This window comes from Ekhidna lutea (assembly GCF_900188325.1).
Taxonomy (GTDB): Bacteria; Bacteroidota; Bacteroidia; order Cytophagales; family Cyclobacteriaceae; genus Ekhidna; species Ekhidna lutea.
Map to the genome: position 1 here is coordinate 110,822 of NZ_FZPD01000005.1, position 26,010 is coordinate 136,831.

The 26,010-nt window shown below is 40.8% G+C and carries 11 protein-coding genes; 7 read left to right on the forward strand and 4 right to left on the reverse strand.

All coding sequences use genetic code 11. The annotated features are described in order from the left end of the window. The first annotated feature begins 68 nt into the window (after positions 1-68). Positions 69-8,675 carry a T9SS type A sorting domain-containing protein gene (locus tag CHB71_RS14475; RefSeq protein ID WP_089357661.1) on the forward strand — a complete coding sequence of 2,869 codons (8,607 nt, stop codon included), beginning with the start codon at positions 69-71 and terminating at the stop codon, positions 8,673-8,675. 2 nt (positions 8,676-8,677) lie between these two features. Here the strand turns inward: CHB71_RS14475 and CHB71_RS14480 are convergent, their stop codons facing one another. Continuing rightward, positions 8,678-9,376 carry a 16S rRNA (uracil(1498)-N(3))-methyltransferase gene (locus tag CHB71_RS14480; protein ID WP_089357662.1) on the reverse strand — a complete coding sequence of 233 codons (699 nt, stop codon included), beginning with the start codon at positions 9,374-9,376 and terminating at the stop codon, positions 8,678-8,680. 139 nt (positions 9,377-9,515) lie between these two features. On the opposite strand from CHB71_RS14480, the gene CHB71_RS14485 reads away from it, so the two are divergent. Further along, positions 9,516-11,678, forward strand: a complete 2,163-nt coding sequence (locus tag CHB71_RS14485; RefSeq protein ID WP_089357663.1) for a glutamine synthetase III family protein — start codon at positions 9,516-9,518, stop codon at positions 11,676-11,678. Between the two features lie 50 nt (positions 11,679-11,728). On the opposite strand, the gene CHB71_RS14490 is transcribed toward CHB71_RS14485, so the two are convergent. Continuing rightward, complete coding sequence (locus CHB71_RS14490) at positions 11,729-14,110, reverse strand: ABC transporter permease (protein WP_089357664.1); 2,382 nt, start codon at positions 14,108-14,110, stop codon at positions 11,729-11,731. A 108-nt stretch (positions 14,111-14,218) separates the two neighbouring features. Here CHB71_RS14490 and CHB71_RS14495 point away from each other — a divergent pair, with 108 nt between their 5' ends. From CHB71_RS14495 to CHB71_RS14515, 5 genes are all read left to right on the forward strand, one after another. Further along, on the forward strand, positions 14,219-14,653 hold the full coding sequence (locus tag CHB71_RS14495; protein WP_089358061.1) for a peptidylprolyl isomerase: 435 nt from the start codon (positions 14,219-14,221) through the stop codon (positions 14,651-14,653). A 96-nt stretch (positions 14,654-14,749) separates the two neighbouring features. Continuing rightward, positions 14,750-15,508, forward strand: coding sequence for an MBL fold metallo-hydrolase (locus CHB71_RS14500; RefSeq protein WP_089357665.1), 759 nt, complete (start codon positions 14,750-14,752; stop codon positions 15,506-15,508). A 286-nt stretch (positions 15,509-15,794) separates the two neighbouring features. Continuing rightward, a complete protein-coding gene (locus CHB71_RS14505; RefSeq protein ID WP_089357666.1) occupies positions 15,795-16,511 on the forward strand; it encodes a hypothetical protein in 717 nt (238 codons plus the stop codon). An 11-nt stretch (positions 16,512-16,522) separates the two neighbouring features. Next, positions 16,523-24,130, forward strand: a complete 7,608-nt coding sequence (locus tag CHB71_RS14510) for a T9SS type A sorting domain-containing protein (protein WP_089357667.1) — start codon at positions 16,523-16,525, stop codon at positions 24,128-24,130. Positions 24,131-24,186: 56 nt separating this feature from the next. After that, positions 24,187-24,597, forward strand: a complete 411-nt coding sequence (locus CHB71_RS14515; protein WP_144017439.1) for a hypothetical protein — start codon at positions 24,187-24,189, stop codon at positions 24,595-24,597. A gap of 52 nt (positions 24,598-24,649) precedes the next feature. Here the strand turns inward: CHB71_RS14515 and CHB71_RS14520 are convergent, their stop codons facing one another. Beyond that, on the reverse strand, positions 24,650-25,534 hold the full coding sequence (locus CHB71_RS14520) for a hypothetical protein (protein WP_089357669.1): 885 nt from the start codon (positions 25,532-25,534) through the stop codon (positions 24,650-24,652). Positions 25,535-25,541: 7 nt separating this feature from the next. Next, complete coding sequence (locus CHB71_RS14525; protein ID WP_089357670.1) at positions 25,542-25,979, reverse strand: hypothetical protein; 438 nt, start codon at positions 25,977-25,979, stop codon at positions 25,542-25,544. Positions 25,980-26,010 lie beyond the last annotated feature (31 nt).

Genomic DNA, 26,010 nt, shown 5'->3' on the forward strand with positions numbered 1-26,010 from the left:
TATTTTCAGGCGTGTACTGAAGTGTGTTTTGTAAAGCTTAGATAATTGACATTACCACAACCATCATCATGAAGAGATTTCTTTGTTCTCTGCTAATACTTCTCTGTACATATGTTTATGCAGGTGACCCTAATATTTTCTATTATGTAAATGATGAGGACAACACCCTTTGGCAATTAAATGTCAGTACCGGTGTGAGTTCTGAAATAGGAACAATTAGTGTAGGCGGAATTGAGGCAATAGCATTTTGGCCAATTCCCAATAATAATATTTTGTATGCCGCAAATGGAGATGATCTTGGAACCCTGGATACTTCTGATGGAACCTATACTTTAATTTCAGAAATTGATGGAGGAGGCACCTTAAATGGGGCTCTCGGTGCAATTGGAATTACAGATGTAGATGGACTGTCCTTTGACCCGTTTACGGGCGTATTGTGGGCTTCTGAACGACGTGGAACTAATGGAGATTATGATGTCATATTTCAGATTGATGAAACTACCGGGCAATATGTGCCTGATGCCTTCGGCCCAAACATAGATTATATTGTCATAGATGGAGACGGGATTTATGATGATGTTGATGATATAGCTATTAGCCCTACAACAGGATTGATGTTCGCTGTTAGTAACAATGGAGCAGTAGATCAGCTGATTAATATCAATAAATGGACAGGAGCAATTACCGTAATAGGCAATCTTACATTTCAGGATGTAGAAGGAATGGCATTTGCCAATAATGGAAATCTTTATGGATCCCTGGGTGCAGGAAACAATCCGAATTTTTATGAGATTGATCCATCGGATGCCAGCATGACTAGTGGAGTAGATTTAGGAGATAATGGAGGCAATCCGGATACAGAAGCTCTCTCTGCTCTTGTGGCGGACGCTAATACTGTTTCAGGAACACTCTTCGATGATCAAAATCTAAATGGAATTCGAGACGGGGAGCCTGGTCTGGCGAACGTGACTATTAATCTTTATTTGGATAATAATAGTAATGGATCGTTAGATGGTGGAGATAATTTGTTGCAAAGAGTGACCACTAATTCCTTAGGCCAGTTTTCTATCTACATCGCCACTACCGCAGAGTTGCTAATCACAGTAGATGAAAGCACACTTCCAAGCAATTATACCTTAACCACTACAAATCTTCAGACAGCAACATTTGCAGACAATGTAAATTTCTCAGAAACAAACTCCGGAAACAACTTCGGAGCGGGAGCATCTACAGACACGGATGGAGATGGCATCATGGACTTTACAGAAGGAACGGGTGATAGTGATGGTGATGGAGTGTTAGATAGAAATGATCTCGATTCAGATAATGATGGAATACTGGATGCAGATGAAGGAACTGAGGATTTAGATTACGATGGAGTGCCAAAGTATCTCGATTTGGATTCAGATAATGATGGAATCACTGATGCAATAGAGGCAAATGGTGGAGCAGAACCTACAAATTATTCCAGTTCATCGGCTACTATCACTGGCTCGGTTGGTACCAATGGAATTCCTGATGCAGCGGAAACTTCAGCAGATTCCGGTGTTTCGATACTTGCTGTTGGCGATCAGGATACCGATGGTATTGAGGACTATTGGGATCCGGATTCAGACAATGACGGAATCCTGGATGTAATTGAAGCAGGCGGAACTGATGCCAATGGAGATGGCATCCTCGATTCATTCTCTGATGCCAATGGAGATGGAATTTCAGATGCCCTACTTAGCAGCCCACTTACTATTTTAAATACAGATCAGGCATACGAATCAGCAAACGCCTTAACTGAGCTACCCAATTATTTGGATTTGGATAGCGATAACGACGGGATTGATGATACCAATGAAGGATATAGCACTTCACAAACAGATCGGCCGGGTTTAATCACAGATGGTGACGATGATGGAATAATCGACTTTTGGGACATCTCACTTGGCGGAACACCAATTACTCCGAACGATCATGATTCAGATGGTACACCTGATTATTACGATACAGATTCAGATAATGATTCCATTTTAGACCTGATTGAGGCTAATGATGCCGATAATGATGGTACAGAAGATGATGCGGTAACTGGTAATGATGACAATGGTAACGGAATTGATAATGTATTTGATAATGATTGCTCATCTGTATCTTATTTAAATGAAGTTTCATCGGATTATGGTGAAGAAGTAGTTGCGACTGGCGTCATGGACATAGGAAGTAGTGATTTAGAATTAATGTACGATGATCCAGATGAGCAACTGGTGGGTATTAAATTTTCAAACTTACCGATACCAAATGGTGCTGATATTTTAAGTGCTTATATACAGTTTGAGGTTGATGAAAACACACATACAGGTACTGTTATAGTTGATATTTTCGGAGAACTAGTCGATGATGCATCGAATTACACGGGCACGAATAATGATATCAGTAACAGAACTCCAACTTCCGCAAGTGAGGCGTGGACAATTAATACAACATGGGATACCAATGGTGAGCGAGGTGTAAATCAACGATCACCTGATCTTTCCTTGGTAATTGAAGAAATTATAGGACAAGGAACATGGACATCTGGTAATGATCTTAGCTTTATTCTTCAGCGAAATGCAGGTGATGCGTCTAACAATAATAGAACAGTTGAAAATGATCCAATACTTGTGGTTGTCTATGAGGGTGGATTGAGTTATGGCTGTGGAACCAGCGTTGCTTTACAAGATACTGACTCAGATCTTTTGCCGGACTTCAGGGATAATGACGATGATAATGACGGAATCCTCACTTCTGTAGAACCAACCGATTCAGAACCGAATGGCACACCAAACTACCTGGAAACGAATACCACATGTTCAGCTACCGGACCACTAATTTCTGGAAATGCAGATGCTGTAGTCTCAACGTTTAATGAAGATGCCGGGGAGCCAGGTTCAAATGCACTAGGTGCTGCTGACGGCACAGGTGCTCGTATGGGAGACGAGTCAGATGCAATTCTCGTTTTGGATATGACCGATGAGGTAAGGTTTGGAGAAGATGTTACTGTTAGGTTAAGAAGCTCAGGGGCTGGAAGTGCGGATATTCGCGTCCAATTTTCTAATGATAATGTGAGTTACGGATCTGCGATAGATCTTAATTTCAATAACGGTGGTACGTATACCGATTATGCATTTACTGTAAATGTATCACCAGGAGCACGGTATATTAAGCTGACCGAAATCCTGGATTCTGAGCAAACTTTACGTATAGATGCAGTTAGTTATAGTTTCAATGATTGTGCCACTGATACTGATTTGGATGGTGTACTAGATGCTTCTGACGCAGATTCTGATAATGACGGAATACCAGATGCCACCGAAGGAACGGGCGATACGGATGGGGATGGTGTAACGGATGACTTGGATTTGGATTCTGATAATGACGGAATCCCTGACGCTGTAGAAGCAAATGGAGGAACTCTTCCAGCCAATATGACCGCCGATGGTCAATTTAATATTCCTTATGCTCAGGCAAATGACTCAGATGACGATGGTCTGGTTGATGATATTGACGATACGGGAGGAACATATACTTCTGGCACCCCTTTAACCAACCCTGATACAGATGGCGATGGCCTTGATGATAGAATTGATGTAGATGCAGATGGAGATGGTATTCCTGATGTTGTTGAGGCAGGTGGTGTCGATGTAGACGGGGATGGAAGAGCTGATAGTTCCACAGATACAGACAATGATGGATTGATTGATACCTTTGACTCAAGTGAGGATGGAACGGCTCTTGCAATAACTTCTAGCGATGCGGATTCATTTCCGGATTATTTAGATATCGATTCGGATAATGACGGGATAACAGACCATCGCGAAGGACAAAATTCAGCTTCCTATACCGCTTCAGCCAATGTAGATACTGATGGTGACGGTCTTGATAATAACTATGATACCGATAATGCTGGAATCGCAAGCGGAACCTTTGATATCGATTCCGATGGTACTCCAGATTACCTCGATACAGATTCAGATAATGATGGAATCACTGATCTAATCGAAGGAAACGATGCGGATGCTGATGGAGTAGCTGATGCAGTTGTTTCAGGTACAGATACAGATAATGATGGTTTAGATGATAATTTCGATAATGTAGCAGGTCCTGCTGCAGGAAATGAAGCGGGCTCCAATGTAGCTCGTCAAAATACAGATGGTGATTCACAAGCAGATCACAGAGATGCAGACGATGATGCGGACGGTATTTTAACCACCAATGAAGACTTCAATGGAAATGCTGACTTTTCTGATGACTTTACACAAGGAGGCTCTCCGGTACCTGATTACATCTATTTAGGAGATACGGATGGAGATGGAACCAATAACGACCTGGACTTGGATAAAGACAATGACGGTATCACAGATATCAACGAGGGTGGGGGAACAGACCCTAACGCTGATGCAGATTCCGATGGTATTCCAAACTATGCTGATTCAGATATAGCAGGCTTCATAGATGGAAATGGAGACGGGATCAATGACAATTTCGACAATGATCAGGATGGCGTGCCAAATCATTTTGATTTGGATTCTGATAACGATGGAGTACCGGATGCGGTAGAAGCAAATGGAGGCGTGCTTCCAACGGATATGGATGCCGATGGCTCGTATCCGCCAGGAATTGTTTTTGCGAATGATACTGACAATGACGGGCTTCATGATACATATGATCCGGATTTCGCAACAGAATTAGCAAATGCAGATTCAGACGGTGATGGCATTCCAAACAGCAGTGATCTGGATTCTGACAATGATGGTCTACCCGATGCTTTGGAAAATGGGGGAGGAACACTCCCGGTCAATATGACTGCAAATGGACAGTTCTCTGCAGCTTATGTTGCTGCAAATGACACGGATAATGATGGAATAGCTGACGATGTAGATCCTGATAATAGTGGAACTGCTATTACGCCAAGGTCAACAGATAATGATGGATTAATTGATGCATTTGATAGAGATTCAGATAATGATGGCCTCACAGATACTATTGAAGCAAACGGAACGGATGCAGATGGAGATGGAGCCCTTGATAGCTTCACAGATACCAATGCTAATGGATTAAATGATGCTGTAGATGTCAATGCATCCGGCACAGCCCTATCCTTAGTTTACACTGATTTTGGTGGTAGTCCAGATCACCTGGATATTGATTCGGATAACGATGGGATTGTGGATAATATTGAAGGCCAACCTACAATCGGATATAACGCTCCTCAAGACCTTGATACCGACGGTGATGGTATCGATGATCAGTACGATGCAAATAATGGCGGAACAGCAATAACTCTACAGGATACAGATGGTGACGGAACTTACGATTACCGAGACCTGGACTCGGACGGAGATGGAGTTTATGATGTTATAGAGGGTTCTGATGCGAATCAGGATGGCGCACAAGATTTCAACGGATTTGGTGATTCTGATGGAGATGGCCTTACAAATCCATTTGATAATGTAAGTGGACCTGCATCTGGTAATGCTACCGGAAGCCAGGCTGGTTTACAAAACTCAGATTCGGACGCTATTCTGGATTGGCGTGATAATGATGACGATGGTGATGGTATTCCAACAGCTAATGAAGATAATAATGCAAACGGAAACTGGAGTGATGATTTCACACAAGGAGGTAGCAGCCCTGATTACCTGCATGTAGACACAGATTTTGATGGTGATGGGGTGTTAGATAGCAATGATCCGGACGCTGATAATGATGGAGTTCCGGATATTGATGAAGGATTTGGAGAAGACCCGAGTGCAGATGCTGATTCAGACGGTGTTCCAAACTATCTAGATCCGGATTTTGTGCATGGTACACTTGGGGTATTTGTTGACTCAAATGGTGATGGTATCAACGATATTTTTGATACTGATCTGGATGGTATTCCAAATCAAAAAGACAGAGATTCAGATAACGATGGAATGTCTGATCTAATAGAAGCAGGAGGAACAGATGTAGATGGGAATGGAATTGCGGATGACCTTACAGACTCAGATGGTGATGGAATTGTTGACTTGTTTGATGGTACTCCACTTGCTTTACCGGACACGGATGGGGATGGACTCGCAAACGTGTTTGATGCTGATGCAGATGGAGACGGAGTAGTTGATGCAATTGAAAATGGCCAGGCAGATGCAGATGGAAATGGTCGTTTAGATGGATTTACAGATACAGACGGAGATGGATTTGATGATCGTTACAATCCGGATTCAGGAGGCTCTGCTATTACGATTGCTGACACGGATGGAGATGGATTTGATGATTACCTGGAGGCCGATAGTGACAATGATGGAATCAGTGATAATATAGAAGCCCAAACCACAGCGGGTTTCACGGCCCCAGCAGGAGCTGATGCAGATAGAGATGGAATCGATGATAATTACGATTCAGATTCGGCAGGAACGCCTATTTCTGAGGTAGATACCGATGGTGATGGCACGCCGGACTTTCAAGATACAGACAGTGATGGAGATTCGGTTCTGGATGTCATAGAAGGAAGTGATGCTAATAGCGATGGAATTGCTGATTGGGACGGTAATTCAGATGATGTTTTTGATCCGGGTGAGGGTAATGTTGATACAGATAATGATGGTATACTTGATGCATTCGATCCGGACAATGGTGGATCAGCACCAGGATTACAAAATACTGACTCAGCAGATGAAGCGGATTATCGGGATGCTGATGATGACAATGACACTATAAACACAATTGATGAGACTAATGATGCTGATACCAACGGTACAGATGATTACCTGGAAACTGACACACCAGTAGCAGGCGATACTGACGGTGACGGAGTAGCTGATGGAGCCGATGAGGATGATGATAATGACGGTATCCCGGATGTGACAGAAGGAACGGGTGATACAGATGGTGATGGGATTACTGATGATTTAGACCTGGATTCTGATAATGATGGAATCCCGGATGCTATAGAAGCCAATGGGGGCACACTTCCTCCAAATATGACTCCAGAAGGGCGTTTTATCATTTCATATGCTGTCGCAAATGATGGGGATAATGACGGACTAATCGATGATGTGGACGGAACACCATTGTCAGATCCTGATTTTGACTCTGACGGACTTGAGGATCGGATAGATAAAGATGCAGATAACGATGGAATTCCTGACATTATTGAGGCTGGCGGGGCAGATAGTGATGGCGATGGAGAAGTAGACGATGCGGCAGATGTCGATGGGGATGGACTCGCAGATATTGTGGATTACTCCGAAAACCCGGGTGACCATTTAATACCAGGTGATAAGGATGGAGATGGCAATGAAAACTACATTGATTTAGATAGTGATGGTGATACCATATATGATTTAGTAGAAGAACAACGTGCTCCATCAGACATAGATACGGATGATAATGGCATTGTTGACGGAGCAACCGATGCTGACAATGACGGAGTACTTGACTCAGTAGATCCAGATGAAGGTGGATTTGCAAGCTTACCGGATGATTTTGATGGCGATGGACTAGCAGATTACCTGGATTTAGATAGTGATGGCGATGGACTGCCTGATGCGACCGAAGGAACAGTAGATACGGACGGTGATGGGTATGAAAATTACATTGATATCGATAGCGATGGGGATGGAATCACAGATAATAGAGAAGGACAGGCATCATCTGCATATAGAGCGCCCAACCTTCTGGATGATGACAATGATGGTCTGGATAATAGATACGATACGGATAATGGAGGAACAGTAATAACCATTGTCAATACCGATTCTAACGGATCACCTGACTACCTGGATACTGATTCAGACGATGACGGAATACCGGATAGTATAGAAGGACATGATGCTGATCAGGATGGAGTTGCAGATCGCACAGCTATTGGATCAGATCTGGATCAGGATGGTTTGGATGATTCTTTTGATACTGTCACTTCAGGAAACTCAGGAAATTCCACCGGATCAAATGCAGCAGTTATAAACACCGATGGAGGGGACCAAAGAAACTGGCAGGATACCGATGATGATAATGATGGTGCACTCACCAGCGCAGAAGATGATAATTCCAATGGAGACTGGTCTGATGATTTTACCCAAGGGCAGAGCACAAACACCATTCCTGACTACCTGTACAATGAATCGACCAATCCATTACCAGTTGAGTTGCTTTATTTTAATTCAACATTAAATAACAGCAGTGTTGTGGTGAGTTGGGCTACTGCTTCAGAAACCAACAATGATCATTTTAGTCTCCACCGATCATTCGATGGAAAGTCCTGGGAGCAGGTTGTTGTTAAAAATGGTGCAGGCGATAGCAATGAACTGATCGAATATGAATGGGTAGATAGTAATTATACTGCCGGTATCCGTTTCTATCAATTGAAGCAAACAGATTTTGATGGACATTCCGAAACGTTTGAGATCATAGATATCGAAGTGCCTTTTACGAATTTGACTGTAACCATATACCCAAATCCCGCTGAAGATTATTTAATAATTGAAAACAGCGCTAAAGGAACTGTGAAATATCGCTTGGTTGATCTAAAGGGCAAAGTGATTATAGCTGATCAATATGATTTTCAGACAAGAATTGACATCACGAAATTAACGTCAGGACTTTACCTGCTTTACCTGGATAGTGTTGAACAAAGTACTGTTCAAAAGATTGTCATTAAAAGGTGAGTTCAAAACTTATTAATCAAATTCACAGCGCAGCAGGCCACAAAGCCTGCTGTTTCTGTTCGAAGGGTATTTTCCCCTAGTGATGTGGCTTGAAATCCTGCTTTTTTCGCTTGCTCAATTTCATTTAGACTGAAATCTCCTTCAGGACCAATTAGAATGGTTGTTGATTTCTTTGGAATCAGAATGTCTTGGATATATTTATAACTATGATCCACATGTGCAATCAGCTTCAAATTGTTATTTTCAGCATCAATCAATTGATCAAATGGAGTGAGATCGTTTAGTTTCAAAAGGAACGGATTGCCTGATTGCTTCATTGCACTAATCGCTTTCTTCTCCAATCGGTCTATTCGTAGTTTCTTTCGTTCACTATTCTGCGTCTGAATAAATGTCACTTCATCGACTCCAGTTTCTGACAGTTTTTCAACGAGCCATTCCATTCGATCCATATTTTTGGTGGGAGCTATCGCCAAATGAATGCTAAATGGCTTCTTTGTGCTTGTTTCAGACCTGATTATTTCAAATTCGCAGGCTTTTTTGTGAATTTGAGTCAAAACAGCAACGTGTTTATTCCCTTTTCCATCAAAAACCTGTATTTCATCTCCTTTTTTATGTCGTAAAACCAAAGCGCAATGCTTTGATTCTTCTTCTGATAGCGCATTTGGACCCTCGATTATGTCATTTTTGTAAAAAATGGTCATTTGTAGATCTATTTTTATTTAAATAGCATTAAAATTTTGCAAATTGGATGTTTTTTGGATTAAAAATCACCCAGCTACACACGTTTTTGCATAAAATAGCTAATTTTGTCATGTAAAAGTATTCCGAAAACTATAAACCATGGCACAACTAAGACACCAAGCGCTTAATTTAGTTCAAACACGAGAGAAGGTAGAGGTACAGGCTCCTTCCAAACGCATCTCCGAGTATTTTGGAGAAATGGCCTTCACCAAGGCTCAGATGCAGACCACTCTGTCACCTGAAGTATACAAACGAGTTACCGACAGCATTAAAAATCGCAAGAAAGTCGATATCGAAACGGCAGATGCGGTTGCAGCAGCGGTAAAGAACTGGGCGCTTGAGCGAGGGGTTACGCACTACACCCACTGGTTTCAGCCATTGACAGGTGCTACAGCTGAGAAGCACGATTCATTCTTTGATCCGAGCAAAGGGATTGAAAACTTCCGTGCAGAAGCATTGGTTCAGCAAGAGCCGGATGCTTCATCCTTTCCGAATGGTGGAATTCGAAGCACGTTCGAGGCAAGAGGCTACACAGCATGGGATCCTTCCTCTCCAATCTTTATTTATGGAAAAACGCTATGTATCCCTACCATTTTTGTAGCCTATACGGGTGAAGCGCTCGATCATAAAGCGCCATTGTTGAAGGCATTGGAAGCGGTGGATAAAGCAGCAGTCAAGGTTTGTAGACTATTTGATAGGAATGTGTCTAAAGTAAATGCTTCGCTAGGGTGGGAGCAGGAATACTTTGTGGTAGATAAGGCATTATATAATGCAAGACCTGATTTGGTTATGGGGGGTAGAACCCTGTACGGACATAACCCGGCAAGAGGCCAGCAGCTTGATGATCACTATTTTGGTTCTATTCCTTCGCGTATCTATGATTTCATGAAAGACTATGAAATTGAGTCGCATAAGTTAGGTATACCCTTGATGACTCGTCACAATGAAGTAGCTCCGGCACAGTATGAAGCTGCACCAATGTACGGGCCGGTAAATGAAGCAACCGATCAAAATCAGCTACTCAAAGATGTGATGGAGAAGGTAGCCAACAAGCATAACTTGCGCGTGCTATTCCATGAAAAGCCATTCGCTGAACTCAACGGTAGCGGTAAACACAACAACTGGTCTTTAGTTACTGATACAGGCGTCAATCTATTTCAACCAAGTTCCAGCGCAAAGGATAATTTACTGTTCCTTACGTTCTTCGTTACGACAATCAAAGCAGTTCATGAATATGCTGATCTAATTCGATCAAGTATTGCATCGGCTGGAAATGACTTCCGATTGGGTGCAAATGAAGCACCTCCGGCTATTATTTCGGTTTTCATCGGATCTACGCTTACCAAAGTGTTGGATAAGCTCGAAAAGTCTGGTGATATCATGGTAGAGAAAGGGGAGAACTTATACATGAAGCTGGGAATCGATCAGATTCCTCCAATTATTCTGGATAACACGGATAGAAACAGAACATCCCCATTTGCATTCACTGGTAATAAATTTGAATTCAGAGCAGTTGGATCTGATGCGAATGTTTCTGACCCAATGATGGTACTTAACACAATCATGGCTGATCAGCTTGCAGATTTCTATAAGAAGGTAAACAAGAAAATAGATGGAGGACGAGAAAAGCGACTCGCAATCATCGACATTCTGAGAGATTATATCAAAGAGTCTAAGCCAATTAGGTTTGAGGGAGATGGCTACTCAGATGATTGGGTAAAGGAAGCCGCGAAACGAAAACTTTCGAACGAAAGAGAGACACCAAGAGCGCTGGATTTTTCAGTCACCGACAAGGTTGTTAAGCTTTATGAAAAGCATAAAGTGATGACCAAGGTAGAGATTGAGGCTCGCCATGAGATCCGTTTGGAAAATTATATCATGAAAGTGCAGATTGAGTCCAGGATGATGGGAGATATTGCCAGTAACATGATCATCCCAACTGCGACTAAATATCAATCTCAATTGATAGAAAATGCAAAAGGGCTAAATGAACTTGGGCTTGACGCAACAGAAATCAAGAAGACAATTGAGCAGGTATCTACCCATATCAATAATGTGAGGAGGTTATCTCACGAAATGACGGAGGAGCGAAAGCGAATCAACAAAATAGAAGATATCAGAGAAAGAGCCATTGAGTACTGTGACAGTGTGAAAGGGAAATACTTTGAGCCGCTAAGATACGCGGTGGACAAACTGGAGTTGCTGGTGGATGATGAAGATTGGCCACTTCCTAAGTACAGAGAATTGTTATTTTTAAGGTAATTGATAAAGTTGTAATTAAGCCCCTGTTGATATCAACAGGGGCTTTTTATTTACTCGTATTTTAAATTGTCAGCAGGGTTAACGGAGGCTGCCTTGTATGCCTGAAAGCCTGTTGTAAGCATCACAAATGCTGTAACAATTAATAGTACAACTACAAAAATCACCAGATTAATTTCGGTGTGATATTCAAAATCCCCTAGCCAATTATTCATGATTTTATACCCAATAATGAACGCAGGTAGTGCACCCACCAAAACCAACCAGATAAAGTCTTTAACTAATAGAAGAACGAGACCTTTCACATCTGCACCAAGCACTTTTCTAACACTAATTTCCTTGGTTCGCTGTTCAGCAGTAAAGGAAGCCAGACCCAACAATCCAAGACCGGAAATGATGATCATCATCAACGCAAATCCAAGGAACAGCTGACCCCTTAGTTGATCGCTTTCATAATCACGCATGAAATTTTGATCCAGAAATTGGTATTCGAATGGTGCGTTCGGAAATAACTCTTCCCAGGATGCCTGAATATGATCAATGCCCTCTTCCAGATCACCGGAAATTTTCACCATCGCCTGTCTGTTGTTAAGGTTCGGATAAATCATAAAAGACTCTATAGGATTATACATTGATTGATGATGAAAATCCTTGATTACTCCTATTACTTTATGAAATACCGTACTATCCCGATCAAACTGGAATCGCTTTCCAATCGGATCATCCCAATCGAATCGTGCTACCATCGCCTCGTTCACCAGTACTGCTGTAGCTGTATCACTCAGATGATCTCTTGAAAAGTTCCTGCCTTTTACCAACTCAATGTCTAGTACCTCAACATAGTCATAGTCTACACCAAACCAATCCACTCCATATTCTTCCATTACACCTTCTTTGGTTTCAACCTGCATTACATTTTTGCCAAAACCATTACCCGGAACAGTGGTAGATGTTGAGGCATTTTCAATATTGGGATTAGCTAAAAGCTTGGTTCTTAAAGTTTCCCACCGTTCGCTGGTAGCTCGGTTTAGGCTAAAATTAATCACCTGGTCTTTGTTGAAACCAAGGTCAGCATTTCGTACATATTGCATTTGCTGATAGATCACAAGTGTGCCAATTAGCATAAAAATGGAAACGGCGAATTGTATACCTACAAGCACTCTTCGCAACCATACATTCCCGGTTCTTTTGCTTCCAGCGCCCCCTTTGATTGCTTTAATAGGACTGAACCCTGAGAGGTAGAATGCAGGGTAGGAGCCACTCACCAATCCTGTGAAAATCAAAATACCTACCAAAGTCATGATGATTTCTTTGGAAGTAAGATCACTCAACATCAGCGAGGTGCCAAGCTGATCATTTATCAAAGGCACAGCCACCAGCAACACTAAAATGCTTATTGCCATAGAAACCAAAGCAATAAGCACAGACTCCATAATGAACTGACGAATTAGCGATGTGCGTACCGCACCCATCACTTTCCTGATCCCCACTTCCAACGATCTTCTCATTGACCGGGCTGTAGCCAGGTTCATGTAGTTGATACAAGCAATCAGAACAAGGAAGATGGCCACCGCAAGAAATATGTAGATATAGTCAATGTTTCCGAGAGCAGATGGTTCATTCTGAAAATCAGAGTAGAGGTGAATGTCAAGGATATTGATCATTTCATATTTGACCTTGATATCAAACTGATCAAATATGGTAGCGACATACTTCGGTATGATTTCATCATTGAGTCGCTTTTCCACATATGCAGGATCTACACCTTCGTTTAATACGACATAGGTATATAAGCCAAAGCCTCCCCAGCTTTGGGAATTCGCATAGCGCTCGTTTGTACTAAATGACGCCATGGCATCTGGTCGGATATGAGAAGTGACCGGAATATCTTCGTAGACTCCCGTTACTTTGTAGGAAAATCGCTCAGTCTCCAGCAATTTTCCCATCGGGTTTTCTCCTTTAAAGACTTTATCTGCCAGTGTTTTGCTAATTGCTACACTGTTGGGAGCATCGAGGGCTGTGACAGGATCGCCTTGTAAGAAGTTCACAGCAAAAACTTCAAATACAGTAGAGTCCACCAGGTACCAGTTTTCTGCCTCATAATTACGATCATCATACCGGAATCGTGAATTGCCGCCACCCGCAAACCGTGTGAATTGTTTGATTTCCTGAAATTCTTCATTGACAGTTTTTCCGAGAGGTGGCTGGCTTACCGCCCACCGGAAGGCATTGTCAGGCTCAGTGATATCTGCAGAGATGCGGTAAATATTTTCAGCATTCGGATGATGTTTATCAAAGCTGGTTTCCTGATTGAGGTATAAAACGATAAGCAATGCGGAGGCAATGCCAATAGTTAATCCCAAAATGTTAAGAAGGGCATAGCCAGGTTGGCGTTTGAGGTGACGTATGGCCACCAGAAAGTAATTCTTTAGCATGAGTTTGAGTTTTGTGACGTATCTAAGATACTCGGCTCAATGCCAATAGTTTCAGCCATTCATCATAATTATGATTTTTTAACAGATGAACTACCTTTGTCTATAGATATGAAAACAGCAGAAATACACACGAAAAGGGGAGTGATGAAAGTCGAATTCTTTGAGAAAGATGCTCCTAACACAGTGAAAAATTTTATTGATCTCGCAAATGATGGTTACTACGACGGGCTAACCTTCCATCGCGTGATCCCTAACTTCGTTATTCAGGGAGGCTGTCCCAAAGGAGACGGGACCGGTGGGCCCGGCTACCAGATCGATTGCGAGCTGGATGGTGGGAATCAGTACCATGATAAAGGAGTTTTATCAATGGCGCATGCTGGAAGAAATACCGGTGGATCACAGTTCTTCATTTGCCACAATCGTGATAATGTAGCTCACCTGGATAGAAACCACACCGTATTCGGGAAAGTGGTGGAAGGCCTGGATGTGATCGACCAGATCAAAGAAGACGATGTGATGGAAAAAGTGGTTGTTTCAGGATAAAATTAAATTGAACAAATGGAGAGGCTTACAGAAATGTGAGCCTTTTTTGTTTCACTCCAATCCGTTTAACTTCATTGTATTAAAATGTTTAAGACTATGAAGAAAATACTCACCTTGATATTAGCCTGCTTATATGTCTCATGGCTAATTGCTCAGCAAAGGACAGAAGCTGATACAATTGCCACCAACGATGGAGAAGTGATCATTCAACCCATCTTACATGGAACATTGGTTCTTTCATGGAATGATCAGACTATATATATAGATCCTTATGGTGGAGCTGAACGATTTGAAGGATTAGCAGACCCAACGCTCATCTTAATTACAGATATTCATGGGGATCATTTAAATCAAAAGACGCTCGATGCTTTGGATACGGAAAGAGCGCAGTTTATTACTCCTCTGGCAGTAAAGGAGAAATTACCTGAAGAAATGAAACGAAGAACTGCTGCGATCGAAAATGGCCAGACAATTGTTTTTGAGGGAATTGAAATATTAGCAATCCCCATGTACAATTTACCAGAAACTGACGACTCTCGCCATCCCAAAGGGAGAGGGAATGGTTACATACTTAGTTTAGGCGACAAACGAATTTATATCTCAGGAGATACTGAGGATATTCCTGAGATGAGAAATCTCCAAGATATTGATGTTGCTTTTGTTTGCATGAACGTACCTTATACCATGGATGTAGATCAGGCAGCCAGTGCAGTTATCGAGTTTCAACCAAAAATCGTTTACCCATTTCATTACAGAGGAAAGGGTGGGTTGAGCGATGTTGAATCTTTTAAAAAGCAGATTGATCAGGCAGCTATCGGTGTGGAAGTGCGGTTAAAAAATTGGTATCCTAAGTAAATACTGGATTGAATCTTGGATTTAATTGAATTATTGTGCGTGTTATAATTCATTCGTCCAAGATTTTTCATGTTTGATCGATTTTGAAACAATCTAATTTCCCGCAATCGTTGGCGGAAAATTCTACTGTAAAGTCGCCTTAACAAATATTATGGGTGTATTAAGGCAAAATAAACTCTTCTTCAATTAGAAATATACCCTAAAGTAGTTATTGCAGAATTTTAAAAGTCTCTTTAGCTTGCTCTTGCCTTAATTAAATAGTTTACTAACCCATAAAACAATCATTATGAAGAAACTTCTCTTGGTTTCTCTAATGATTTTCTTGACTAGCATCGTGTATGCGCAGGACGATTCCGGAGGGACCAGTCCTACGTCAGGGGAATTATTAATTGAAATCACCTCTTCACCATTTGGTAGAGATGGCAATACCTACTCATCGAGTAGTAATAACACTCTGCTAAATTTTGGTCAGTTCAGAGCACGATATTTTCTGGACGAGACGCTTGTACCTCGCTTAGGTATTTGGTTTTCCATCGACGATAATAGAGATGGAATGACAACACCTGATGCGACGGAGACTATATCACAGTTTATGTTTACACCGGGCATAGAGTACCACTTCACAAATGAAGGAGGATTTACCTCTTATGCAGCACTAGATGTAATCTTATCTGGAAGGTCAGTTAAAAGAATTAGCGAAACAGATTCTGATATCTCAGGAGCATTGCCTTCAGGAGATGTATCGTCAATTACAGATCCTAATCAATCATTTTCATTCCAAAATAGAGGATACTTTGGAATTGGCGCGATGGGAGCTGTCGGAGCTGACTACCATTTCTCTTCTCGTTTTTACATGGGAGCAGAAATAGGATTCTACTTTATCACAGGTAAAAGTTCTGATGTAGAGATTGATGGAGCCCTTTATCAAGAGGGAATCAAATTTTTCGAGTCTGGTGTGAAAACCAGTAATTCATTCAGAATTGGATTCAAACTACTTAACTAACGTCTAGAATAATGAAAAAATTATATAACAATATTTTATACCTAAGAGCATTGATGCTGGTCATGTTGACCGGGCTTTTTGCTTTTAGTGCGAATGCGCAATTTACGATCAATCAAAGCCCAAATCCGGCTGATCTTCGTTTCGTGAATGGGCAGGATACAGTAATAATTGATACTACAGGAACTGATTTTAGTTCCTCCACAGTATTCTACCTGCACTATGATCTCACATTGGATGCAGACAAAGTCATAGGGTCTAGTTCAGATACCGCAATTGTTTTCAATTGGGAGTATTTGGACGGCTTCACTGAAAGTTACTATGTAACAAGTGCAGTTGACTTTGGATCTAATCAGGAAATAGAATTTGATCCGGGAGACATCAACCTAGGTGGAACTCAGGATTATGTGACGGGTGGTGTGAGTTATTATACCAACACCTATGAAATGGATGAGGTTGGCTTTAGAAGACTGACTACACCAGAAATACCGGAATTAAATACGTCTGACGATGCAAGCCTTTTTGTGGGTATGTATTTGGCAGATGTCGTTGGTACAGAAGATTCATTGTTAGTTGAATATTCTACTAATGGTACGGATTGGACTGTAATGGAGGATGTACTTGACTCTGCTTATTTCAACAACCAATATGCTGATGAGCATTTGGGCGATGGATACACAACCATCGAATTTGAGCTACCTGTTAATGCTAAGACGGCAACTACTAGTTTTAGAATCAGACAAGGAGTTAGAAGCGATTACGTCGCAGATGAAGATGAATGGGGTGTAGATGCCGATAATTTTTATGTAAGTATTGGCTCTGAAAGTATTGGTACTCCTGTTTTCGTTAATAACTATGATGTAGACCTGCCTACTACAACAGTAGCAGATATCGAAGATGAAGATGGTAACTCAAACTTCACCTATTACCCGGGTGATTCAATAAATGTCCTGGCAACTTTTACGGGATATGAAGATCAAGTTTCTGAGTACGATTTCACTGCAATTTTCAGATACAGTGGTCAGTCATTTAGACTTGAGGCTGAAGATATTTCTAATATTATATCTTCTGATAATGGAGATGGTTCATTTGATTACGATTTTACCGTTTCAGGGTTCCTTCCTGTTGATGTAGAATTTGATGAGACCTGGAACGTTACAATTGAAGCGTATTCTGGTTCTTCTCCTACGTTGGGTAACGATATAGACTTAGAAACAGACGCAGTTTATGTAGGCTATTCAGCTGATTTTGATGATGACGGAGATAGAATGTTAACATCTCCGGAACTTAAAATTGAATCAGTAACTAACGCCTCTGTGTTTGTTGACCTTGTGAAAACAAGCACTGGCTTATCACCATCCGGAACTGAGATTGCACTTGAATACTCTACAGATGGTTTTGAGTCGTTTACGCAAATCGGCGATGCAATTAGTTTGAATGCTGATCTTTCTGAAAGAGATACATTTGACGTTTCGTCTATTTCCGCTTTAATCACGTCTACAACTCAGTTTAGACTTAGACAGCTAAGCAACAATGGTTCGGAACTGGATACCTGGGATGTTGATGAATTTTCATTCTATGCAGCCGGAACACTTTTGGGTGATGGAGATCCAGTTGATTATCAAGGTACTACTATAGATATTGATGCTCCGGTGATTGTATTAGATGCAGTAGATGTTCCTGATGATCTTATCTATCCAGGAGATGAAATAGAGCTGACTTATAATATTACAGAAGGACAGTTTGTTGCTGGAACAATGCTAACCGCAATATTAGAAGGAACGGATTTTGAATACATGATCGGAAATTCAGAAGATATTGCTCCGGGTGATGATCAGGATCATACGATTACAGTAACAGTCCCACCGATTATAGGGGGTACTTATAGTGTAAAACTTGCTACAAACCCTGAATCAAACACGATTGATTTTCCGGTTTTTGATACTGAGGTCACTATAACAAGTATTGATTCTGACAATGGGGTATTTGATGGAACTGTAGATGTAATCTATCCTGGTGATGTTGTTACGGCTAATTATGAAATTAGTGGTTCCCTGGGAACCGGCGCTGAGCTATTTTTTGAAGTATGGGATCAGGGAGATGAAACAACCACTGATGACGATGAATGGACAATCTTAAACTCTGCAACTGGAGCTGATATAAATGGAACCATTTCAGGTACGCTTCCAACAGACATCAACTATGATGATCCTTCAAATCCAAAAGTTCGAATTAGAGTTGGAAATGGATTGTTGGCTAATTCTTCAGATGTACTTGTTGAAGACTTATCAGGAAATAATATCAATTATTTCATTGGAACCGCGGAAGGTTTCTCTGGTTACATTTTTGACGTTTTCGATGAGGAATTGATCGAAGGAAATGATCCAACAGATATAGATAAATTGATAGGGTCAGGAGAGCGGTCAGCTACAACGATTCCTTTTGAGATGCCATTTGGTGGCGGAGTATATGTTGGCTTGAACGGAATTTCATACGATTTTGATCAGGAAGTAGAAATTCAGGCTTCAAGCGACGGCACCACCTGGGAAACATTGCAAATACTTGAATACACTGGAACGGGGACTTTTTTCTCTGATTTCTTTCTTCCAATCTCCGCAGATTCCTGGGGTGATGAGACGAGATTTAGAATAATCTATAATGAAGACGGTGCTGCTGGTGAGTTCGAAAATGAAATCGAACTTTATTACATGTATGTTGTAGCAAATGAATCAGTCACTGCAAATACGTCCGAATTTGATATTAATGGACAGTTTAGAAGACCAAGAGTTTCGCTAGAAGTACTTGATAGCTATGATTTTGTAGTAGGAGAGTCTTTTGAAGTAGAATATACTACGGAGGGTACGTTCCCTGCAAACACAGAGTTCGCGCTTCTTTTCGAAGGCAGTGGAGTCGATGGAGACAACATTGCAGTCGTCGGTACTTCTGCAGATGAGGGAAGCGGAACATTCTCAGCAACAGCACCACTTTTCGCATTTACTGAGATGGGTGATGGAGTCGATTTATATGACGAAATCGTTGTTATTGCATATGATGCGACCGATGGAGATTACGTTCCAAATGAGGAAATCGACATTGAAGAAGAAGAGCAGTGGCTACTCATTGAAGGTGGAGATGGTGAAGGTGGATTTGATGATTTTGATTTCTCAGATGATGGAAACAGAAGCTTGTTAACACAGGCGTTTGATCTTTCCGGTTCTTCTTCTGTAACCCTGGAGTTCGACTTTAATCCATACGGAGTTGATGTAACAGACAATGTAAATACAATACCATTCTTACAAACATCTACAGACGATGGCGAATCATTCCAGGTACTTGCTGTTGATGAAACGAGTTTGGTTTCTGATGGAGCACTATATGAAAACAAAACCTATTCTGTAGAGCTTCCTTCATCTGTTCTTACAAGTGCAACACACTTTAGATGGTATCAGGCATTGAACCTGGGAGATGGTGAAAATGGATGGTCAATAGATAACGTAAAATTGATCATGTCTAATGGTAACGAAATTTCAACATTCTACTTAAGAGAGAATGATGAAGAATCAATTACGCTGAGTCATCCGGATGAAGATGGTTATGATTTTGCACAGGTTGATCCAACAGATGCGGTATTCAATGGAGAAGATGTGGATTTATCTTTCACAAAGACCTTTGAGACATCTGATGATTTTCCTACTGGAACTACATTAGAATTCTTATTGTATGATCCGGGGGCCGGAGACTATGTGACTGATCCGGAAACAAATGCACCACTTCGTATTGCAATGGCAAGTGCGGCAGGTACGTTTACAGGATCTATTCCATTCTACGTGACTGAAGGATCCTATGATGTTTATTTGGTGGCTTCTAGAACGGATGGTCCTGATGGAGACTACTATTATGTTGGAGATGAGGACGGTGGTGTAGATGTAGGTGATTTGGATATTTTCCTTAGAGCTGTCAGAACAACCCTCGACTACCCGGATAATGACGTGCTTTATGCAGGAAGTAATGTAACATTCAATATCACTGTGGAAAATGATGCGACAAATGATGCGGGCACTAGTGGTTTGTATGCTACGCTTGTTGCTGAAAACTTCTCAGGAGGTGATGATCTTGTTCTTGCAGTTCAAGAAGGAGTTGATCCAATCACATTAGATCTACCACCATACCTTAGAAGTAATTATAACTTTGAGGTGAGACTTTCTGAGAATGCCGGTTTGGGTGAAGTAGGAGATATTCTAGGCGATAGTGATTTGCTAAACCTTGAAGATGATCCTATGAATTTCATTAATCAGGAGCAACTATCGGATGAAGGCGCTATCTATACCCCTGATTTTCCTGATGAAAATTTAACTGATGGAAATATTGAATTTAGATTTGACTATGTATCGAATGGTAATACTGTCTATCTGGATTATAAATACACAGGCGGCTGGGTAACGTGGCAAAACCTTGGTTCTTATTCCAGAACTAACGAGTTTAGAAGCTTCAATTTTGGTACAATTTGTTGTGATAATACAGTTCAGTTCAGATTAAGAGTAAATGGAGGAGGTGACGGAGCTGAACTTGCAATGCGTGATGTAAATTATGGCAATGTGGTTGCTGAAGATGAGGAACTAAGTCCTAATGACTATATACGGCCTGGTGTATTAGAATTCGCCAATGATTTTGGACGTGGTTTAATAACTACCAGAGAATTTGAAATGGGTGAACTCTCAGGTTCAACACTTATTTCATTTGATCTAACGTTTGATGAATTGGCTGAGGATATCACCGCTGATCAATTCTTAATATTTGAATACTCTACAGATGGGGGTTCAACGTTCGATGAAATTTCTTCATTCCCGGATACCGAGGAGGAAGACAATACATTGGACGATGATAACTTCTTATTTGAGGTGACAGATGACATGAAAAATAATGCGTCAATTTTCAGATTCCGACAGGAAGAAAGAAATGACATTGAAGTGGAAATTGAGAACTTCTCATTCTTAGCAGGTCAATCTTTACCATTCGAGTATATCTCAGATAATCGAACGATTGCACCACAGGTGTTATTGGTAACTGGAATTAGTACGGATGAAACTTGCCTTGAGGATGAAATAACACTGAGTTATGAAGTAAGAGGAAGCTTCGGTGCTGAAAATGTGGTTACTGTTACATATGATGAGATTGACGGAAATGCGGGTGGAGAGATAGATTTTGAAGAGTTCAATCTTGTAAGCGGTACAGGAGATCTTCCAGCATTCACGCTTCCAAGTGAAGTGTTTAATGAAGGAGAGTCTAACAAGCATTTGAGATTCAAGCTCAATTATGATGATGAAACCTATGAAGAAGAATTTGAAATTTCATATTCAAGCTCTTCTGAACCATTGAGTGAGGGTAGCATTGAAGTAATTGCACCTGTTGATTTGACAGCAAGTATTTCACTTGTTTCTGGAGATTTGGTTTGTGACCCGGATAACTTGATCGTAAGCATAGATGATCCTCAAGATTACTTTACGTATCAGGTTATTGACCTGGCTGATGGTAGTAATGTGGGTGATCCATTCACATATGACCCTGAAGAAGGTGAAACTGAAATTGATTTAGGAGCCTTAACTGCCAATATTGATCTTGGATTAAGTGTTACTGCTTCTAGTTCCACAGGTAATACTTCATGTGGTGCCATTACTTCTACTGAAGTTCTGGAGGTTGAAATTCTACAGAATTATGAATTGTATCTCTACAATGACAATAAGAGTGATTACGATATTGTTTCAACAGGCAAGACAATCACCATTTGTGAAGATGAATTCACTGAGCTTTCTGTTCGCAGATTGTTTGAGAACGGAAGCACAAGCTCTGCAAGTAATGCACAGATAGAATGGTTTAGAAATGACTTGAATACTCCTTTAGAGGATGTGCAATTCCTTGATGATGATCAGATCAATCAAACCGGAACGTACTTTGCAAGAGTAACAGACGGTGTTTGTTCTTACGTTACTGAATCTATTGACATTACAGTAATACCTAGCGCAGACAAGCCTACTATTACTGTGGCTAGCGGAAATCTTGCAGGTTGTGAGGAAGATGATCCTGTTGTATTAGAAGCTCCAACTGGTTTTGCGTACTATCAATGGTCTACGCCTGATGGAACCAAAACTAAGCGTGTGATAAATGCAGAGTGGGATGGTTCCTACACTGTTCAGGTTTCTAACAGACCGTTTGGTTCTGCTGGTAACTGCGAAAGCCCAGCATCTAATGCAGTTTATGTTGAGCGATATAATCTATCTCAGTTCGGAATTTCACTAACCAGCAGTATAACAGGTGGAGATGTGATTTCAGAAGGAGATGTTATTGATGCATGTGAAACAGAAACCATTTACTTCTTTGATGAGACATCATGGACTGCCAATGCTGGAACTATCGAAATAATCAGAGATGGTGTTAGTGATGGATTTACAACGAGCTCTTTCATAACACTAGAAGAGTCAGGGGTTTACAGTTTCAATTGGATCAATGATGATGCTCCAATAGATGCACCATCTTGTACTGCGTCTTCAGTAGAGTTTACACTTAACATTCTGGAGATTCCTGATCCTGTGACAATAACGACCACTGATGCTCTTGCTTTCTGTGAAGGTGAAGGTTCAGTTACAATCACTGCTCCTGCAGGCTTTGCTCAGTATAGATGGTTGGATAACGGAAGTGTAATAGATTCCAATGCTGATGGTTTTGGTAATACCAATAACTCAATTACAGTTGACTATGCTGGCGAATTTTCGGTACAAGTATCGAATGAAGCGGATGGTACTGGTTGCTTCAGTAATAGATCAAATGAGATTGAAGTGAATGTGAGACAATACGCATTTGATGCTGTTAGTGTTAATCAAATTGGAACGCTCTGTGGTCCTGGTACTGCCAGATATGAGATTACAGGAACCGTTGATGATTACAACTATCAGATATACAACAATGAAACGGATGCGCCTGTTGGCAATGCCTTTAGGGGTAACAATAACAACGCATCTATATTTGTTGATATCGATGTGACTGAACAGACTGATTTTTATGTGATCTCTAGTTATGCTTCAGGTGAAGGATGTCCTTCGCCGGAACCATCAACTACATTCACTGTATCATTCTATAATGTCGAACTAGAACTTGAAGGCAATACCATTAATGCGGTAACCTCAGGTGGTTTTGGTTGGGATGAAATAGAGTGGTTCCGTAATGGAGTCAGACTTCAATCTCGAAGTGGTGATGATGAAATCACTATAACTGATGCTGCAGAGTATAGTGCTGAAGTGACTTTCAATGATGGTGAATGCGTTATCGTTACAAATTCTGTAACGATAGAAAGTACGCAGATTCAGACGTTCTTTGGTGAACTCGAAGCATCTACCTATCCAAACCCTAGTTCAGATTATATTAATGTGGATATGAAGGGTGGTGATCTTGGATCTTATAGTGTAAGTATTGCCAGTCTTTCTGGTCAGGTGATGCTTGCTGAGAAGTTTGAGAAAACCGAGGAAGAAGATGCGTTGACTGTAGACATCCGATCGCTTGATAAGGGTATTTATACGCTTATTATCAGCAAAGGAAACACTTTACAGAGCTTTAGAATTGTTAAAAAATAATAGAGTAGAGCAGTAGGAAGGAAACTTCCTACTGCTTCCCTTAAAACATCAATAAAATGAAAAAATTATATAAAATGTTAATGTTAGCGGGAGTAGTGTTTCTATCATACTCTTGCTCTGAAACTTCTGCTCCAACGCCTACTCAGATGGCACCTGGAGAATGGGAAGTTGCCGAAGTTTTTGTTAATGGTCAGACACAAGGTAGTACTGACTTGTTCACTCGTTTCATTTTGGAAAGAGATGGATCATTTGTATTGGAAGATGAGAATGGAATTTTCTTTGCAGGAACATGGACTGCATCCACAAGCCAGCTAACGCTTAGCGCTGCAGATGGTACTGTATTTGATTTTACCATTATCTATCAGTCTTATACCAAAATGCAACTGCTTCAGGCTATTTCTAATGCTGGGGCAACTTTGGAAATTAGATACTTATTAAATAACAGATTTGATAATGAAGATTATTAATCATTATTGAATACTCATTAAGAAAAGCGAATCAATTTTGATTCGCTTTTTTTTATATCAAATCAGCGATCCATTGCATAAATGGGATGTGCTTGTAAATAAGCATTAGTGGCAAACTCAGGATTAATAGAAACCTATCCATTTTTTCATCTTCCCCTGTCTGTGAAATAGTAATTGCAATTAACAGCCACGCGAAGCTATGGATTGGCATAACCAGGTAAGTAGTGAGCGCAAAAACTAAAATCAGGTAGTTTCGATATCGGGTTATGCTATACCGCTGCGGTAGTAGAAAAAGCAATGCCAGTAAAGATTCAATGATGATCGTATGCCAGGTGATCAATTTTGTTACCGATCGTATTTTTTGATTTGTGATAAGTGCTGCCTGGGTGGCCTCATTGGATAACGCACTTTCTTTTAAGGACCTGATATTGGAAGCTAAATCAGCTTGTGATAAATCTCCTAAAATATCAGATTCTTCCACAAAACGTGAGTCGGTTAGAAATGTGAAATGAAAGTAAGAACCTGACATGAAATCAGGAGACAATACTTTCCATATCGTTGCAAATAGAAAAACAAGTCCAATAATAGCTCTTGAATTTTTTACGAGTAGCTGACGCCAATTCTTAAATGAAAGGACAAACGCAATTGTGATTACCCAGTACATGTTGACAAATAGATGATTATCCTGAGTCCACCATTGGCTATTGGTCTTCAGAATAAATACAATAGATAAAATGTACCAAACGATCCGGTTTTTATGCAATCCGGGAACCATCAGGCCAAAAGCAGAAAGGATCATTATTGGCATCATATATACCCATTCATCCCCCGTTACCCATTCAGAGAAAAGGAATAATACCAGGGTTGCTTTTAGGGCAAACTCAATGGGGTCTTGCCCAATGATCTTTTGATAGAATTGATGGATCGATTTCTTCAATGTAATGCTATTTACTTTTCCTAAATGGGACGGATAAGCTGTTTACCTGCTGGTAATCTACAACAGCTTTTTCCGAATCAAAGTGACATTTTTTTACTTCAATAAATAGATGTGTGGGTGTTTGTGAGAGTTTCAAGTTACCCAATGCCTTACCGAGCGCTAATAAATGTTCGTCAGAAGGATACGCTCGGGCCCTTTGCCATTTTTTATCGAAATTCTTTTGAAAGGAAGGATCACTTGGGTCAATTCGGATTTTCACTTTTTTTTCTCCGAATAATCCATAAACAGATATAACTCTATTGTTTAGCTTATCAACAGTAGAAAACATCCCAAAACCACCACCTTTTGCGGGAGTAAGAAAACCTTGCCTTTGAGTGATTAGGATTTGGGACAATGCAACCACGATTAGTAAAATGCAGGGGAGGTAAAAGAATGCTCTTTTCATTTTTTAAACTTTATAGAATAGTCTGATCGTG

Bases quoted from the DNA above. Each gene is read 5' to 3' on its own strand.
- CHB71_RS14475 (WP_089357661.1), top strand. From the start codon at position 69: ATGAAGAGATTTCTTTGTTCTCTGCTAATACTTCTCTGTACATATGTT.
- CHB71_RS14480 (WP_089357662.1), bottom strand. From the start codon at position 9,376: ATGACCATTTTTTACAAAAATGACATAATCGAGGGTCCAAATGCGCTA.
- CHB71_RS14485 (WP_089357663.1), top strand. From the start codon at position 9,516: ATGGCACAACTAAGACACCAAGCGCTTAATTTAGTTCAAACACGAGAG.
- CHB71_RS14490 (WP_089357664.1), bottom strand. From the start codon at position 14,110: ATGCTAAAGAATTACTTTCTGGTGGCCATACGTCACCTCAAACGCCAA.
- CHB71_RS14495 (WP_089358061.1), top strand. From the start codon at position 14,219: ATGAAAACAGCAGAAATACACACGAAAAGGGGAGTGATGAAAGTCGAA.
- CHB71_RS14500 (WP_089357665.1), top strand. From the start codon at position 14,750: ATGAAGAAAATACTCACCTTGATATTAGCCTGCTTATATGTCTCATGG.
- CHB71_RS14505 (WP_089357666.1), top strand. From the start codon at position 15,795: ATGAAGAAACTTCTCTTGGTTTCTCTAATGATTTTCTTGACTAGCATC.
- CHB71_RS14510 (WP_089357667.1), top strand. From the start codon at position 16,523: ATGAAAAAATTATATAACAATATTTTATACCTAAGAGCATTGATGCTG.
- CHB71_RS14515 (WP_144017439.1), top strand. From the start codon at position 24,187: ATGAAAAAATTATATAAAATGTTAATGTTAGCGGGAGTAGTGTTTCTA.
- CHB71_RS14525 (WP_089357670.1), bottom strand. From the start codon at position 25,979: ATGAAAAGAGCATTCTTTTACCTCCCCTGCATTTTACTAATCGTGGTT.